Below are 18,571 nucleotides of genomic sequence, written 5' to 3'. Positions count from 1 at the left end.
CTGCCCTTACCCCTACTGGTTTATTGTTTCTGCAGGTCCCGCAACCCCGGTGATAATCTGCCGGCGCAATGAAACTTCGTAGCCTTGTCCAAGGCTTGCGAGGTTGTGCTTAACAACACAACCAGAACGGTACGGCAGACAATCGCCGATCCCATCTGATTGCATTGACCCAGCGGTTTCCGATTGCTTACCCTACGTAAAGCACCCCTGTGGCGCTGATATTTTTATGACGAATTTATGGTGGCCGAATGTTAGGCTCCACTGCCATTTCCCGACCTCAAAGGTCGGAAGCATCCGCCATTTCAGGTGACAATGGCGCCAACAAAGATGTGCTGTCGCTTAATCTGCCGAAAGGCGGTGGCGCGATTTCTGGTATTGGTGAAAAGATTACCTCGAACCCGGTGACCGGGTCTGCGTCCTTGACGATTCCGGTTCCTGTCAGCCCCGGGCGCGGTGGTTTCACACCAGAGCTGCAACTGAGCTATGAGGCTGGCACCAGCAGCGGCATATTCGGCTTTGGATGGTCACTTTCGCTGCCCGAGATCACGCGCAAAACGGAAAAAGGCCTGCCCCGATACGACGATGCCGCCGGATCGGATGTCTTCCTGATTTCTGGGTCTGAAGATCTGGTGCCGCTGCTCGATTCTCAGGGGGCACAATGGGAAGATCGCGCGCGGTTTCCAGGTGTGACCATCCACAGGTTCCGCCCACGGATCGAAAGCACTTTTGCCCGCATTGAGCGGTGGACAGACGAGGCGTCGGGTATCGCGCATTGGCGTGTCACGTCGCGCGAAAACGTCACTTCGATCTATGGCGCGTCAGGCCTATCAAGGGTGGCAGACCCGGACGACCCCGCCCGTGTATTTCGCTGGTTGTTGTCCGAGACCTTTGACGACAAAGGCAACGCCATCCGATACGAGCATGTTGCCGAAGACGCAGTTGGCATCGATCAGGCGCAGGCGCACGAAGCCAATCGGTCCCGCACAGCCGAGCGGTACCTGAAACGCATCCGCTACTGCAATCGAGTCTCTCGTTTGGTTGATCCGGATGTGAATGCAGCTGGATGGCTGTTCACGGTCGTATTCGATTATGGCGAAGACCACCTGTTGCCAATCGCACCTGATCCCAACGTGGCGGCGGACGCGCAGCATGAGCTTGTCCATGCATCCGCTGATCCCGGCCGAAATTGGCAAGTGCGCCCGGACCCCACATCAAGCTACCGCGCGGGCTTTGAGGTTCGGCGCCGTCGCCGCTGCCATCGAATTCTGACCTTTCATGATATCCCCGACTTGCCGACGGGCGAACCGGGCTATCGCGGTCTCGTGAAGGCAACCGAGTTTTCCTATGACGATTTCACCCCTCCCGGTGCTGACACTGATGACGAGCGTCAGCACCCCGGCAGTACGCGCTATGGCTCATTCCTCATGGCGGTCGCGCAGTCGGGCTTCGCTCCGGACGATACGGTTTCACCGCGCGATGTGAACGGAGCCACGTTCCTCGCCTACAGACGACAGGCAATTCCACCGGTGGAATTCACCTATAGCCGGGCCGAGGTGAACGATATTGTACGCAGCCTTGACCGCGAGCAGACCGAAGGTGCTCCGGCCGGACTTACCGATCCGGCAAACTGGGTTGATTTGGACGGTGACGGTGTTGGTGGAATTCTGACCTCGACCCCGGGTGCCTGGCATTACACTCGCAACCTTGGGCCAATGAACGGCACGGCGCGCTTTGCTGCCCCCGTGCTGGTTGCCGAGCGGCCTGCATTTGCTGAGTCAGGTCAATGGATGGACCTTGCTGGGGATGGTCGCCCGGATCTGGTGGTAATGGACCGGACAACCCCGGGGTTCCATGAGCGCGACGCGCAATCAGGTTGGTCCGACTTCCGCGCGTTTGAATATTGGCCACATATAGATGCGTCCAATGACAGCATGAAGATGGTTGACCTGACTGGCGATGGCCTTGCTGACATTCTTCTGACCGAGGACACCGCTTTTGTCTGGCACCCCTCTGAAGGCGAGGCCGGGTTTGGCCCCGCGCGCAGGCAAGCGCAGCCATGGAACGACACTGACGGACCCCGACTTGTGTTTTCCGATCCGGAGGCTGCAATTTTTCTGGCGGATATGTCCGGCGACGGATTGTCTGATCTGGTTCGTATCCGCTGTGGTGAAGTCGCCTATTGGCCCAATTGCGGATATGGGCGTTTCGGCACCAAAGTGGCGATGGACGACGCGCCACAATTTGATCGCCCCGAAATGTTCGACCGCAGCCGCCTGCGCCTGACGGATATCGACGGCTCGGGCACCACCGACATTGTCTATCTGGGTGCAGAAGGTATCGACCTCTATTTCAACATGTCTGGCAACCGGCTTGCACCGCGTCGACGCCTAGGGAATGTGCCGCCGCTTGATACCGAAACTTCGGTTGATCTGCTCGATCTATTTGGAACGGGCACCGCCTGTCTTGTGTGGTCCTCTACTTTGTCCCGCGACGCAGGTCAGCCTCTGCGTTACGTCGATCTGATGGGCGGACAAAAACCGCACCTCATGACCCGATATGTCAACAATTTCGGTGGCGAGACCGAATTGCGCTATGCCTCGTCGTCGCGGTTTTACCTGCAAGACCTTTATGAAGGACGTCCTTGGGCCACGCGCCTGCCGTTCCCGGTGCAGGTGGTTGATCGCATCGTCACACATGATCGTGTGGCGCAAACCCGGTTCGTATCTCGCTTTGCCTTTCACCATGGTCATTTCGACGGGGTCGAGCGCGAGTTTCGCGGGTTCGGCATGGTCGAACAATGGGACACCGAGGAATTTGCGACGCTCTCGTCAGATGCGCTGGGGCCACTGGCATCAAACGAAGACCCGGCATCTCATGTTCCGCCCGTACTGACCAGAACATGGTTTCATACCGGCGTGTATCTCGACCAAGGTAGTCTGCCCGATGTCTTGGCTGGTCTGCTTGATGGGCAGGATCGTGGGGAATACTGGCGCGCACCCGCTTGGCGTGACGACGATGTTGAAGCGCGGCGGCGGCTTTTGCCCGACACGGTGTTGCCACCCGGATTGACAACCGGAGAAACCCGCGAGGCTGCGCGCGCGCTTCGCGGCACGGTGCTTCGGCGTGAAACCTACGCGCTCGATGGCTGGGCGGAGCCCGGCTATCCCAATGGTCACCCCTATCAGGTGGTCGAGCAAACGCAGACTGTGCATTTGCTGCAGTCCCGTGGACCCAACCGTCATGCCGTGTTTCTGACCCATGCCCGGGAAAGCCTAACCGCGCATTATGAGCGGACCCCCGATGACCCGCGCCTTCAGCATCAGGTCATTCTGGAGGTTGACCCGTTTGGGACTGAACTGCGCCGCGTCGATGTCATGTATGGCCGGCAAACACCTGATCCGACGCTGACGCCTGAAGATCAGGTGCGTCAGGCGCAGTTACATGCGGTATTACACACGCGGCGCGTCACGGACCTGATCGCGACAGATCAAACCTACCGCGCCCCGGTGTCATGTGAAGAACAAAGCTTTGAGCTTACCGGCTTAAGCCCAGCGCAGGGTACGCGTTTGTCCTTTGATGAGATCGAGACAGAGGCGAACGCTGCAGCCGATCTTGCTTATGAAGCGACCCCAACCGCGGGTCTGGTGCAGCGTCGTCTGATCGAACACCGCCGTCAGTACTTCAGGGATGATACGCTGACCGGCCCACTGCCGCTTGGCCAGATGGGCAGTTTGGGGCTTCTCCATCAAAGCTTCCAACTGGCCTTCACGCCGGGTCTTGTCACGCAGGTTTATGGAGGCCGCGTTGGTGCGGCCGAGATGGCGCAGGCGGGATACACCGAGATTGACGGCGACGGCCAGTGGTGGCGCCCCTCGGACCGTCAGCTTTTGTCGCCCTCAAGCGGTGATACGCCCGCGCAAGAGCTGGCATTTGCACGACAGCATTTCTTTCGACCACATCGCCTGCGGGACCCGTTCCATCAGCCTGCGACACATACGGAAACAACAGCCCGCTATGACGCTTTCGACCTGCTGATCGAGGAAACGCAGGACGCATTGGGCAATCGCATGTCGGCAGGGGTACGCTCGACCGGTCCAGCTGGCGCAATCACCGAACGCCGACAGGATTATCGCGTTTTGCAAGCCTCGGTATTGACCGATGAGAACGGCAATCGCAGCGAGGTGGTCTTTGACGCCTATGGCCGCGTGACCGGCATGGCCCGAATGGGCAAGGTCGATGGGCCCGACGAAGGTGACAGGCTGGATGGCTTTGATCCGACACTGGTGCCTGCAGCACGCACTCAAGTGCTGATTGATCCGCGTGGACCTGAAGCTCTGGCAGCACTTGGGCGCGCGACAATGCGTTATGTTTATGATCCCTGGGCCTATTATCACTCTCGTGGGGATCCTGCCCCATCACCCGTCATCGGTCTTTCCCTGCATCGAGAGGTTCACGACAGTGATCTTTTGCCGGGTCAAACCACCCCGTTCCTAGCCGAACTTACCTTTACAGATGGGATGGGGCAGGAAATTCAACGCAAGATTCAGGCCGAAGACGGTCCGGTCCCAACGCGTGATGGCTCGGGGAGCATCCTGCTGGGACCTGATGGTCGGCCGGTTATGTCCGCATCGCAGTCGCCACGCTGGGTCGGTACCGGCTGGCAAGTGCGCAACAACAAAGGCAATATTGTTCGACAGTTCGAACCGTTCTTCACAGATCGCCCGACCTATGAGTCCGACATCCGCATCGGTGTAAGCCCAATTTTCTTCTACGACGCATTGGGCAGAGAGATCGGGATTTTGAATCCCGATCATACATGGAGCAAACACCGGTTTTCTGTTTGGGACCAGACGACATGGGACCCGGGCGATACTGTACTGATTTCGGATCCCGCCCAAGACCCCGATCTTGGCGACCATTTCCGCAGGTTGCCGCAGGCTGCCTATTTACCCACTTGGCACGCGCTGCGAACCGATCCGGCGCAAGTGCAGGCGTTGGCTACCCGTTTCCCCGATCCCGAAGACCGGCAGCGCGCCACTGAGGCTGCATCGAAATCGGCGCTTTATGATGACACACCGATGCGGGCTTTGGCGGATACCCGTGGTGCGCTGATCGCGCGCCTCACTCCGAACCGCACGCTCTACAGCAACGCGGCCCCGGGCACCCTACCGACCGAGACACTCCACCGCGTTGCGACCGAAATCGATATCGAAGGCAATACGCGCCGAACCTGGGATGAGCTTGGGCGCGAGGTTCAGCGTACCGCTTTCGACATGCTCAGCACCGCCATTCGGACCGACAGTATGGAGGGCGGTACCCGTTGGCGGCTAACGGATGTAGGTGGCGAAACGGCGTTTACGTGGGATGCGCGCGACCACCGGCTGCGCCACGAATTCGATGTATTGCGCCGACCCATCGCCACTCATCTAAGCATCAATGCGGGTCCTGAGCTGCGGATCGATGAAACGATCTACGGAGAATCGCTGCCGACGCCCGAAGCCCTGAACCATCGCAAACGCATTGCGATCAGCCGCGACCAATCCGGCACGATGGAAATTCTGGCCCATGATTTCAAAGGCAACCCAATCCGCAGCCAGCGGCAACTGGCGCAGGAGTTTCGCACCACGCTCGATTGGGCCGCACCCGTGGCGACTGAGCCCGAGATTTTCGCAGGGCAAACCCGCTTTGACGCGCTGGACCGCCCGGTCCAACTGGTGCCGCTGCAATCGCAATCGCCGGGCGCGCGCATCCAGGTTGTGCAGTACCGCTATAACCTGTCCTCGCGGCTTGATCGGGTGGACACCTGGCACGCACGACCCGCGGCACCTGACACTTTATTGGATCCCGCCACTGCGGATCATGCCGTGGTCACAGGCATTGCATACAACCCTTGGGGCGACCGCGAACGCATCACCTATGGCAACGCGGTTGAAACAGAAATCCTGCATGATCCGTTGACCCGTCTCACCGAACGCATCATCACCCGGCGCGATGCAACCGGATTTGGTTCGGACTGTCCGACACCGCCAGTTGCAGGCTGGCCAGGATGCCAGTTGCAGGCGCAGCACATGATCTACGATGTGTCCGGTCACGTGACCCACATCCGCGACAGCGCGCAACAGCAGATCTTTTTCCGTAATCGCCGTGTTGATGCCTCTAACGACTATACGTTTGATGCCTTGCATCGTTTGATCGAGGCGACGGGTCGCGAACATCTGGGCCAGCAAGGCGGCGCACCCGGCGCCCACAGCTATAACGACGCCGCGCGAACTCGGCTGCCGCACCGCAGTGATGGTTTCGCCCTTGGCCGGTATCTTGAGCGTTTTCACTATGACATTGCGGGCAACTTGATTGAGATGCGCCACCGGGGCTCTGATCCCGTGGTACCCGGTTGGACGCGGACTTACACCTATGGTGAGGACAGTGCCCTGTCTGCGGGGGTACCTTCGAACCGCTTAACTCAGACATCGGTCGGTGCTGTGAATGATATCATCAGTCAGGGCGATGACGGCTATGATGCGATGGGCAACATGCTGCGCCTTTCTCATCTCGATCAGATCGCATGGGACCACGACAACCAACTGCGCATGTGCCGCCGTCAGGCAGTTGGACCTGATGATGCGGACGGCCTGGCGCACCAAGGGGACCGCACATTCTTTGTTTACGCCTCTGACGGGACCCGCATCCGAAAAGTGACAGAAACCGCTGCAGGAGCCATCCGTCGCGAGACGATCTCGCTGGGCGGGTTCGACATTATCCGCGAACCGGGTGCAAACCCGCGGACCCGAGAGACCCTGCATGTGGGGGACGAAACTGGCCGTATTGCATTGGTTGAGACGACGATCGCCGGTGGAGCGGTCAGCCGCGTCATTCGTTATCAGCACAGTAACCATGTGGGCAGTGTGGGGATCGAACTGGACGAGAACGGCAATGTTCTGTCTTACGAGGAATACAGCCCCTTCGGCAGTACCACCTATCAAGGCGTTGCCACCGCTGGCCTAGGTCCGAAACGTTTTCGATATACCGCGATAGAGCGGGATGCCGAAACCGGGTTTAACCATCATGGTGCCCGCTATGCCGCCCCTTGGCTCGGCCGATGGATCAGCGCCGATCCCATCGGAATTGAAGGCGGGCTGAACCTTTATGCTTATGCCTATAACAACCCGGTAACGCTCAACGATCCAGAGGGCACTGCGCCGCCCACTGTGCCCAACGGAGGCCTTGAAGTTGCATCGTTGCAGAAGGGTCTTGAGACGCTTGATGCGCTGGCGACTCAGGTCAGAAACACCGAAGGCAGCGTGCAGGAGTTTGCCCTTATCAAAGAGAACAACACGTTCAAGATATTGAAGGGCACGGCCACCAAGCCCGAGGTCTCGATTCCAAAGGGAACGACGGCTATCGCACACACGCACCCGCCCACTGCCATGGTTTCCTTTGCAGACGTCAACACCACCCATGCCCAGGGTGTGAAGGTCGCCGGAGTCCGTTCTCACCTGGTGGCGCATGGCAACGGCAATTGGACGCTGATCGAGATCCCGAAACAGGGAAACGGAATGTTGACCTCATTCGACACCAATACCGGCATGATCAAGGGCACCGTGCAAGTCTACCGCCCGGGCGCTGCGCCCGATACTGCGTCGATGGTGCAAAAAGTCGACACCATGAACATGGTGAACAAGCAAGGCAAAATCACCTCAATCTCCAAGCTCGCCAAAGCAATGCGGGGTAGCAAGGCAGTGTCGCAGACCCTGTCCGGGGGCCGCGCCATCCTAGGGGTCATGGGCCGTGGGCTCATGGTGATCGGTATGGCGGCCAGCGGCATTCAGGTTGGCACAGGGATCACGCAAATCGCCGAAGGCGAGACCGGCGTGGGCACCGCAAATGTGGTCGAGGGCACGGCCTCGGGCACTCTCAACGTGGTCTCGGTGTCGGGCAAGCTCGTCACGGGTGGTGGTGCTGGATCGGTCCTTGCCGCCGGGCTCGCAGCTTTCGGCTCAATTGCACTGGCCGGAACCGAAGCTCGCTCCGCAATCAAAGGCGAAAAAACCGCCGCACGCGAAGCGGCCGATTTTTGGGTGGACGAAATCGATGCAGGCCATCGTCAGGGCGGCGTTGGCGGCTTCTTCCGACGGTCCGCTGGTTACCTTGGCCTGGGCGCGGCAGGCACGATGTCGATCCTGCAAGGCCAGGGCATCAAAGGCCATTTGAAATGGTGAACGCAGTTGTCAGAAAGGGTACCTCCTCATGACCAAAGTTACGCATCCGCTAAAGCCCAGAATGCGCCGCGCTACGGTGGGCGATCTGCAATCCGCTTTGCTGGCACTGCTGCGTGAAGGCTTGCTGCTGGCCAATGATATCAGCGCGCACCGAGCGCTGGCCGATATCGTGTCGCGCGAAAAGGATGGCCGCACACCGACCTACGGAAAAGGCACCACTGAAGCCGTTCGCCTGGTTCAGAAAGAGGCCGATCTGTCCCCGACCGGCAGTGTCGATAAAAGAACGGCAGCTGTGATTAACGATCTGGTCGCTCGACTGGACACACCGACGGATTTTGGCACCTACCGTGTCAGCGGTCGCGTCATAAGTGCGCAAAGTGCGGCTGTTGATGGCCTTGCTGTTGTTGTTGTCGACAAAGGTGTCGGCGGCGACGTTGAACTGGGGAAGGCTACAACCGGTAAACGCGGTGCCTTCGAGATTGTGTTTACCGGAGATCAGATAACCAAGCGCGGCAAGGATGCACCAGACCTTCAGGTGCAGGTGCGTTTGAATGACGATGTGGTTGCCGCTTCGGCGGTGGAATATGACGCCGGACCGGATTCCGAGCTTTCCGTGGTTCTGCCTGCTGAAAGTGCCGCAAAACTGTCTTCAGAACACGCCACACTGACCAAGGCGCTCTCTGGTCAGTTCAACGGTGCCTTGTCGAAACTTGAAGAAAGCGACACCCGTCAGGACATCACATATCTGGCCAATAAAACAGGTTGGGACGCGCGCGCCGTGGCACTGGCGTCGCTATCCCAGCAGTTGTCTGACAAGACCGCTGGACGGCGTGGTCAACGCATCGACTCTGGCCTGTTCTATGCGCTTTTACGTGCAGGTGTTCCCGCCGATGACACCGCGGTTTTCCGCACGCCCCCTGCTAAAGTGGCGCAAATCTGGAAATCCGCGCTGGATGAAGGATTGATCGACGCCAAACTGGCGGATCAGACAGATGCCTCCCTTGCCCGATTTACCGAAGTCTCCGCGCGCGTGCGGCTGGATACGCCCCCTCCCGGGACTTTGGCCGGAATGCAGCCTTTGCTTGCACTTTCGCTGACGCGGGATGACGAGCGTGAAACTTTTGCCGCGCTCCATGCGGCGCATGGTGATGATCTCAATACATTCTGGACCGAGGTAGAGGGTAAGTTGGGTCAGGACAAAGCCGCCCGTTTGCAGACCGATGGCAAGCTTGCCTATCTGACGCTCAACAACTCCAAGCTGGTCGAACGCTTGCATCGTGACACCGATGGCGATGCGGACGGTACGTTGGGAGGCCTAGTGAAGGCGGGTTTTCATAAAGCCGACGCCTGGGCCGCGATCATGGATGATACCGACCCCGTGCCAGAGGCAGTTCAGGGCCGGGATGCCGCCGAAAGACGCGCCAACTATGCAGAATTCATGGCCGCTCAGGTGCGGCTGTCTTTCCCGACTGCGGTTGTTGCGGAAATGGTCCGGGCGCAGGAGACGCCATTGGTCGATACCGGGTTGTCGAACAACGTTCATGAATTCCTCGCAAAACATGCCGATACCTTCCAGATAGGTCAGCAGCCCGTTGCGCGCTTTATTGCAAAAAATGCGCTGGACGAACCGCCAGAAGTGGTGCGCGAAATCTCACGCATTCAGCGGGTCTATCAGATCTCGCCCGACGACAGCAGTATGAATGCCATGCTGGCTGCAGGGTTGGATTCGGCCTATACGGTCGTGGCGCTGCCACAAGATGAGTTCCTGCGCGCCCACAAGGCCGTTCTGAACGAGGCCGTCGCGATGCAGATCTACCGCAAGGCAGAACAGGTCCATGGAGCGGTTCTGAATCTGGCCACCGCCTATATGACTCATCGGATGATGCCAGCGATCGGCCCCAGCGTGGGCGCTGCTGACGGGTTTTTGAACCCTACCCCGGGCGGGTCGGACAATTTTGGTGATGTGCTCGCATACTCCACATTAGAAGAGCTTTTCGGTTCGATGGATTATTGCGGATGCGAGCATTGCCGGTCAGTCCTCAGCCCCGCAGCCTATCTTGTCGATCTTCTGCTGTTTCTCGATCGCCCCGCGACCGAGATTCCGAACGGCTTCACCAATCCACTTGATGTGTTGCTTGATCGGCGGCCTGATATTCAACACCTGCCGCTGACTTGCGAAAACACTCTGACGCCTTTGCCATACATCGACTTGGTGAACGAGGTGCTGGAGCATTTCGTTGTCAACGGCATGTCTTTGGGTGGATATCAGGGTCATTCGACCGATGGTCAAACACCGCCTGAAGAGTTGCTGGCCAGCCCTCAATTTGTACGCGATGCCGCCTATGCCACGCTGGCCACCGCCCAATTCCCTGCCCCCCTGCCGTTTGACCGTTCGTTGGAGGCACTGAAGGCCCTTTTCAATCGTTTCGACGCGCCTTTACATCGGGTTATGGCCGACTTGCGTTCGTCAGACGCGCTGGACGATACACCGTACGGATGGCGCGACATCTGGCTGCAGCGCTTGAACATCTCGCGCGGTCTCAACGCCGTCCTGACCGAAAGCGTGGCGGTTGCCGGGTCAGCGCGACCCGATCTGACAGTGCGTTCGCTTTATGGTTTTGATGCGGGTGTCAGCGCAGCCGAAGTGCGTGATGGTTTGGAAAGCGTGCGCGACCTATGCCGCCGCACCGAGATCACGCCGGTTGATCTCGTGAACATCCTAAAGACCGAGTTCGTGAACCCCGGAGCCGCGCTGATCCCGAAGCTTGAGCATCTTGGCCTGGGCTTCGACGATATCCGGGCCTTCCGGGACGGCGCGATCAACTCCGCAGAACTACAAAGCCGGATGGCGGCAGGGGTCGAGCCTGAACGCTATGGCGGTGATATCGAGGCATGGTTGCTTGATGACACTACTTTCGACCGGATCATGGGTCTGATCGTGCTTACAAATCCGCAAGACCCGTCGGATATGTGCGACCTAAGCGCGCTTGAACTGCGTCACCCAGACCCTGATCCGCTGTCCAACCGCCTTGAATGGAATGACTTTATCCGGATTAACCGGTTCGTCCGACTGTGGCGTGTTCTGGAACTTAGCATTGCCGACACGGATGCTATCATCTCGGCGCTTTATCCGACGAACCAGATGCCGGGCGGCGCCGACGCGCAGGTGGACCTGGCTCGCATGGACGCCGGCTTTGCCGAGCTCCTGCCACAGTTGGGCATCGCCATGTCGGCCCTTGATGCGCTGGAGCTAAGGCCCGAGGACGCGCTGCGCCCGATCCTGGCCCTCTTTGGACCAATCAGCACCAATGGAACCGCCGCGCTATTCCGTGAAATGTTCCAGCGACCTGCTCGCGAAAACCCCGCCTTTGCCGAAGATGGTTTTGGCGGTGTGCTTACAGACCCTGCGGCCCTGTTGCTGCCCGAGGTTGAAACCTTGCGCGCGGCCTTTTCATTGACGGGTCCGGAATTTAACCGGATCGTCGCTGTTTTGGGGTTCGATGACACGACACCCCTGACCATCGAGACGGTCAGCGCAATCTACCGTCGCGGCTGGTTTGCGCGCGCGCTTGAGCAAAGCGTGCCGGGATTGGAGCGTTTGCTTCAAGCCACCGGTCTTGACCCCTATGGCCCGCAAGACGCCACTGCACCCGCTCTGCTGAAGGTTATCGATCTGGTGCATCGCCTGTCCGAGCTAGGCCTGTCGCTGGAAACAGCGCTGGCGCTGCTGTTGAACCATGACCCAAGTGGCCAGACGACACCGCCCGCAGAAAACATCACGACCCTGGCACGCGATCTGCGTGCAGGGTTTGCGGCTATCACCAATGACTTTGTTCTGGTGGACGATCCCGATGGCGGTATTGCCCGGTCCCACATGGCTCTGGTCTATGGGGCCGAAGCGACCGAGCAGTTCTTCGGATATCTGGAGGCCACATCCTCGGCCGAGGTTACCTATGACCATTCTGCCCCTGCGCTAGAGCCGGCGATCCTGGCCGAGGCGCCCGATCAAATCGCTTATGACGATTTCCGCAAGGTTCTGGTTTTCAACGGACTCATGTCGACCACTGTCAGAGATGCCCTGCAGGCCGTCGCCGGGACACCTGCTGCCTTCACGCCAGCAATTGACGCTTTGTTCAACGCAAGCGAGGCACAATCACAGCCATTCTTCACCCGCTTCCCCGAGTTGCTCCCGCTTCACGACGCATACCGCAGCTCAACTGCGTCAAAGGCCGAGGCCTATCGTGCTCTGCTTGAAGGAATCCTGCCGCAGCTGATCTCAAGACGGAAACGCCAGGTGGCGCTGCAGCTTCTGGGTACCGCGATCGAAGTTGAGGCTGATCTGGCAGCCGTCCTGTTCGAAAAGGCCGAGGTTCTGCATGCGGCGACTGATCCGGCCAGCTCCGCGCTTGAGGATGCCCTGATGCTCGAATCCGGGGGTCTGAGTGCTGAAATCAGCGATGGCCCGGCCCACACTGCACCGCCTGCGCGGGTCGAAACCTTATCTGGCGCGATTGATTTCGCCTCCACTGGAACAGTGCTGCCAGACAATCAAACCACACCAGGTTCTTCGATTTCGATCCAGTTACGGGGATATCTGGAAGCGCCTGAAAACGGATTCTTCAACATTGCTGTCGAAGCTGATGCGGGCGCGACCGTGACACTCAGCATCGCAGGCGAACCTGTTCCTCTGACCGAGGCGGGCGGCATATGGTCAAACACCAACGCGATCGAGCTTCGCGCAGGCACTTTGGTCGAAATCGCGCTGGGCGTGGCCAATGTGACCGACCGACTGGCGTTGCGTTGGAGTGCACCGGGCCGAGGAACTGAGGTCATCGGCGCTTCGCATCTCTACCCGGCTGATCCGGTATCGCATCTGGGCGCGGCCTACTTGCGCACGCGCCGCATTGCCCGGTTGTCCGAAACGCTGAAACTTGACGTCGCTGAGATCTTGCACCTGACGACACATGGCGATTTGCAGATTGCGGGTGCGGCCTGGCCAAACAGCCTGCCCGTCACCGGCACACCTGATGATCCGACCTCTGCCGCGCTGATGGGGGTGCTAACGGCCCACCTGCGCATGGCGCGATTAAAGGCGGCTTATGCCCCTGAAAATGCCCGGCTGGTCTCGATAGCCGAGAATCCAGCGGTCGCCATCGCCGACGCCGAGGCTGAGTTGTTCCAAGTCACGCGCTGGGATCCCGTGGATATCGCCGACCTGTTGGTACATTTCGGACTCACCCCAGCCGATATTGGCGATCTGGCCGTTCTGGAGCGGCTTCATGACATCGCCGAATGGCTGGCGGCACTTGGGATTCCGGCGACAGCGCTGATCGCCGCCGCAACACCCACCCCAACCGGACCCATTGTGCGGAATTTCCGCGCCGCCCTTCGCGCGCGCTACAGCCCGGATGACTGGCTCAAAATCCTGCAACCGATCAATGACCGCCTGCGCAAGCGCCAGCGTGATGCATTGGTGGCGCATATCCTGCACGATCTGCGCGGGCGTCCGGATGCGGCGCATATCAACACGCCCGAAAAGTTGTTCGAATACTTCCTGATGGATGTGCAGATGGAGCCGTGCATGCTCACTTCGCGGGTTCGTCACGCATTGTCCTCGGTCCAGATCTTTACCGAGCGCTGCCTGATGAACCTTGAACCCCGTGTGGCTGCATCCAGCCTTCGGTCCAAGCATTGGGAGTGGATGAAGCGTTACCGCGTGTGGGAGGCAAACCGGAAAATCTTCCTGTACCCTGAAAACTGGATGGAGCCAGAATTGCGCGACGACCAGTCACCCTTCTTCCGCGAAGCGATGAGTGAATTGCTGCAGGGTGACATCACCGAGGAACGCGCAGCCACCTCGCTGATCGGGTATCTGCAGAAACTGGAAGAGGTCGCCAAGCTGGAAGTATGCGGTCTCTACCAGATCGAAGGCGATCCCGGTGCTGCAGACGACGTGTTGCATGTTATCGGGCGCACCGCCGGGGCCAAACGCAGTTATTACCACCGGACCCGTGCCTACGGCTCGTGGAGTGCGTGGGAGAAAATCCCGCTGGATATCGAGGATAATCCGGTCATGCCTCTGGTCTGGAACAATCGTCTGTTCCTGTTTTGGATTAAGATGATGCCGGAAAACACGGCACAAGGAACACCCAATGCGGGATCAGGCCCGCTGGCCGAGGTTGAGGCGTCATCGTTGATGGATGTTGATGAACCCACCTTTGACGTCAAGGTCATGCTGAACTGGACCGAACGGGTGGATGGCGTGTGGCAACCGCCGCGCAGTTCGGATCCTGATGAGCCCCTGTTGCTGCGCGAAAACGTGCCAGCCCGAGAGATGCGCAATTTCCGTAAAGGCATCCGCCTGTCTTCATTCCCATGGACCAACGGGATGCGGATATCGATCTCGTACAAGGATTGGTTGGGCGTTTCGTTCTTCATGTACAACACGTTTAGCACACCCGATACGCGCTCACCCAAGAAGGCGCCGCATTTCTTGCCGAAACGTATTACGTCGACCGGGTCAAACCGCCTTACAGCGATCTATTCCAATGACGGGATCACGCATCGGTTGCTGTCCAATAAGGCGCCCGATCAGGCCACACAGCCGCATCACCCGACCAATGGAGAAGCCTGGGAGTCGCCGTTCTTCTATGCCGACCCGCGACATGTGTTCTACGTGTCCACGAAGCAGCGGATCGTCGAAGTTGTGACTTGGCTTGATTTTGGCCGCGTGGCCGAGGTTGACCCGACAATCGATACCATGGTGCTGGCGTTTGAGCCGTTTGCCGAGCAGCCCGACCGGATTGAACGGGTGACTGCAATCCCCGGCTTTGGCAGCGCCGACCTGAGCACTCTTCGTGCATTCGTGACCGAAGACGCCTTTGTCCATACAGCGCTGGGCACCGGTGGCACGGTCCGCTTTGGCGACCGCGACATCGGCCCGATGGGCAGCACCGTCCGCATGCGTCGCACTTGATCCGGAAAGGACTTTGATCATGGACACCAGCAAGATCAGCACTTACGGCTATCATCACCTGCTTGATCAGGACATTTTCGGCCCCCAGAAGATCAAGCTTATCAGCTATGAAAAACACTGGGACTACACGTTTGAAAACTTCTTCCACCCCTTCGTGTCGGAGTTGATCGAGCGTCTGAACATACAGGGTGTGCCCGGGATGTTGTCCCCGGAGTTTCACAAAAGCTTGCGCAAGTCATTCTTCAATTCCCTCTATTCCCCGCAGGAAACCGACAAGATCGACATCCATTCGTTCCCGAAGGAAATCGACACGCGGATGGGTGGGCCTTATGCCAACTACAATTGGGAACTGATGTTCCATGTGCCGCTGACCATTGCGGTGCACTTGTCCAAGACCCAACGTTTCACCGAAGCGCAACGCTGGTTCCATCTGATTTTCGATCCGACCGAGAATGACCCCGATGTACCGGTGCCCACACGCTATTGGCGTTTCCTTGCCTTTCGCGAGGGCGAAGCCCAATCCATCGATACGTTGTTGACCCTGCTCAGCAAACCAAACGACGAATGCACCGACGCGGAGCTGGCCGAGAAAGAAGCGATCCTAAATGGGTATGAAGCGGTGCGAAACACCCCGTTTCAGCCCTTTGCAGTCGCGCGCACACGGACGATTTCATTCATGATGCACGTGGTGATGAAGTACCTCGACAATCTGATTGCCTGGGGTGACAACCTGTTCCAGCAATTCACGCGCGAAGCCATCATGGAAGCGCTGCAGATCTATGTGCTCGCCTCGAACTTGCTGGGCGACAAGCCGCAGCGTTCACCTGCGGGTGGAACAACCACGCCACGCACCTTTGCGCAGCTTCGGGCGCAAGGGCTTGATCCGATGGGCAATGCACTGGTCGAGCTTGAAGGCGCGTTCCCCTTCAATTTCACAACGCCAACAGGTGCGGGCACCAGCGACAGCGCTGCGCCGTTATTCGGTATGGCCCGCACGTTGTATTTCTGCATCCCGCATAATGAAAAGCTGCTGGGTTATTGGGATACGGTTGCCGACCGGCTGTTCAAAATCCGCAACTGTATGGATATCGAAGGGCAGGTTCGTCCGCTTGCCCTGTTCGACCCGCCGATCGATCCCGGAATGCTGGTCAAGGCGGCGGCGGCTGGGCTGGATATCGGCTCTGTCGTTTCGGGTTTGAATCAACCGGTCAGCCCCGTCCGCTCGCGCGTGTTGATCGAGAAGGCGGCGGAATTGGCCGGAGAGGTCCGCAATATCGGGTCGGCCTTGCTGACCGCCTTGGAAAAACGCGACGCCGAGGCACTGGCCCTGTTGCGGCAAGGTCACGAAGTCAGCTTGCAGAAACTGCAGGTCGATCTTCGTTACCTTCAATGGAAAAACACCGAGGCAGCGACGCAAGCGCTGATAGGCAGTCGTGGCGCGGCGCTTGAGCGATTGAACTATTACAAGCGCCTGCTGGGTCAGGAGGCTGATCCAAATGCGCCTGAAACCCTTGAGTTGACCCGTCAGACCCTGACAAAGGCCAATTTCGACGAAGCCTACGAAGCACTTGTTGCGCAATATGACGTGCCGGTTCAGCGGCTGGAGTTTCCCGATCTTGAGCGCCCGGGCGATGGCGACGGCGCACAAACGTCGGGTCAGACCGGGGGCGGAGACCTTCACCTGTCGAAAAAAGAGAATGAAGAACTTAACATCCTGCTGCCAATAGCCCGGGATACAACACTGGCCAAATCGGTGTTCCACTCGATCTCGGCAACGCTTACCCCGATCCCCGACCCGAAACTGGACCTGCATTATTGGGGCCTCGGTGGCACCATCGACTTTAAGGTGGGAACCGTGCTGTCCTCGGTCATGCGGATCGCGGGGGATGTATCCGGGATGATCGCGGATTGGAACCGTGATCAGGCCGGGATGGCGGCTCGCGCTGCCGCCTATGAACGCCGCGCCGACGAATGGATTTTACAGCACAATCTGGCGGCCCATGATGTGATGCAGATCGGGCGTCAGATCCTGACGTCGCTGATCGCGGAACAGGCGCAGCATCGCGAATATCTGAACGTCAAAAAGGCAATCCGTCTGACCGAACAGACCCGCGATTTCCTGCAGGATAAGTATACCAACGAAGAACTTTACGGCTGGCTGCAGGGCGAGCTGTCAAAGCTGTATTACGAGTATTACCGCTTTGCCTTCGATACCGCACGGCGTGCCGAGCAAACCATGAAAGCCGAACTGATGCGGCCCGAGCTGGATCAGAAAACTCTGGTGCAGTTCAACTATTGGGACGGTGGTCGCAAAGGGCTTCTTTCAGGCGAGGCGCTGCTGCTCGACGTCAAGCGGATGGAGCTTGCGTATCACGAGCACAATCGCAACGAATACGAGCTGACCAAACATGTCAGCCTGCTACAAATCGATCCGCTGGCCCTGGTCAATCTGCGAAGAACAGGTCGGTGTACCTTTAAAATCCCCGAGGCCCAGTTCGATCTGGATGGGCCGGGCCATTACTTCCGCCGGATCAAGAGTGTTGCGCTCAGCCTGCCCTGTGTTTCCGGGCCCTATATAGGAACCCATGCGAAACTTGTGCATCTCAAGAGCAGCATCCGGCAACGACCGGATATCGGGGATGGCTATGTTCGCACGGGCCCCGAAGACGACCGTTTCGCCGATATTCACAGCGCCGAAAGCAATGTGTTCAGTGCGGCGCAAATGGAAACCGGTCAGTTCGAGGGCATGCCTGATGATCGCTATTTACCATTCGAGAATGTGGGCGCAGTCAGCGAATGGCGGCTAGAGCTGCCGGCGGACCCAACGCAGGGCGATCCGCAACAGTTCGACTATGACACGATCTCGGACGTCGTCTTGCACCTGCGCTACACTGCGCGGGATGGCGGTGGACCCGTGCGCAATGCGGCGGTTGATCATCTGAAAGCCGATATTGCGGCAGACGGGACTGTGGGCAATGTGCGGCTATTCTCACTGCGGCACGAGTTCCCGACAGAATGGGCACGCTTCCGCCGCGAAACACCACCTGCGGGTGGGCGTCACGAGCTGCGGCTGACACTCCGACCCGAGCACTATCCTTATTGGTCGGCTGGTCGCCTCACGACGTTCAAACGGTGCGATCTTTTTGCTGAAAGCAGTCTGGATGCTGCTCCGGCAACAATCACGGTGTCTGATCGTTCTGATACCAGCGACGGAGGTGTGGTTCAGGACACATTGACCCGCCGTCCGGAACTGGGCGATCTGGCGGTTGGTCAGTTGGCGACGGTTCCGTTGCCCGCAAGCCCAACGGGTGAGATCGTGCTGTTTTTCGACACCGCAGAGTTCGAGGATATGCTGATGACTGTAACGTGGGGTGGTTGA

Annotated in this window: 3 protein-coding genes; all 3 read left to right on the top strand. The window is 58.8% G+C overall.

Going from position 1 to position 18,571, the window contains the following annotated elements; genetic code table 11:
* Nucleotides 1-248 precede the first annotated feature (248 nt).
* From AC1DFB_RS15430 to AC1DFB_RS15420, 3 genes are read left to right on the top strand one after another with little or no spacing between them, the layout of a single operon-like run.
* Nucleotides 249-8,216, top strand: coding sequence for a SpvB/TcaC N-terminal domain-containing protein (locus tag AC1DFB_RS15430; RefSeq protein ID WP_480921615.1), 7,968 nt, complete (start codon nt 249-251; stop codon nt 8,214-8,216).
* 28 nt (nt 8,217-8,244) lie between these two features.
* Nucleotides 8,245-15,192, top strand: coding sequence for a neuraminidase-like domain-containing protein (locus AC1DFB_RS15425; protein WP_480921614.1), 6,948 nt, complete (start codon nt 8,245-8,247; stop codon nt 15,190-15,192).
* Nucleotides 15,193-15,211: 19 nt separating this feature from the next.
* Nucleotides 15,212-18,571, top strand: a complete 3,360-nt coding sequence (locus tag AC1DFB_RS15420; protein ID WP_480921613.1) for a Tc toxin subunit A-related protein — start codon at nt 15,212-15,214, stop codon at nt 18,569-18,571.

This window comes from Ruegeria sp. S84 (genome assembly GCF_056583445.1).
This window is presented reverse-complemented; position numbering and strand designations above follow the sequence as displayed.

Bases quoted from the DNA above. Each gene is read 5' to 3' on its own strand.
- AC1DFB_RS15425 (WP_480921614.1), top strand. From the start codon at position 8,245: ATGACCAAAGTTACGCATCCGCTAAAGCCCAGAATGCGCCGCGCTACG.
- AC1DFB_RS15420 (WP_480921613.1), top strand. From the start codon at position 15,212: ATGGACACCAGCAAGATCAGCACTTACGGCTATCATCACCTGCTTGAT.
- AC1DFB_RS15430 (WP_480921615.1), top strand. From the start codon at position 249: ATGTTAGGCTCCACTGCCATTTCCCGACCTCAAAGGTCGGAAGCATCC.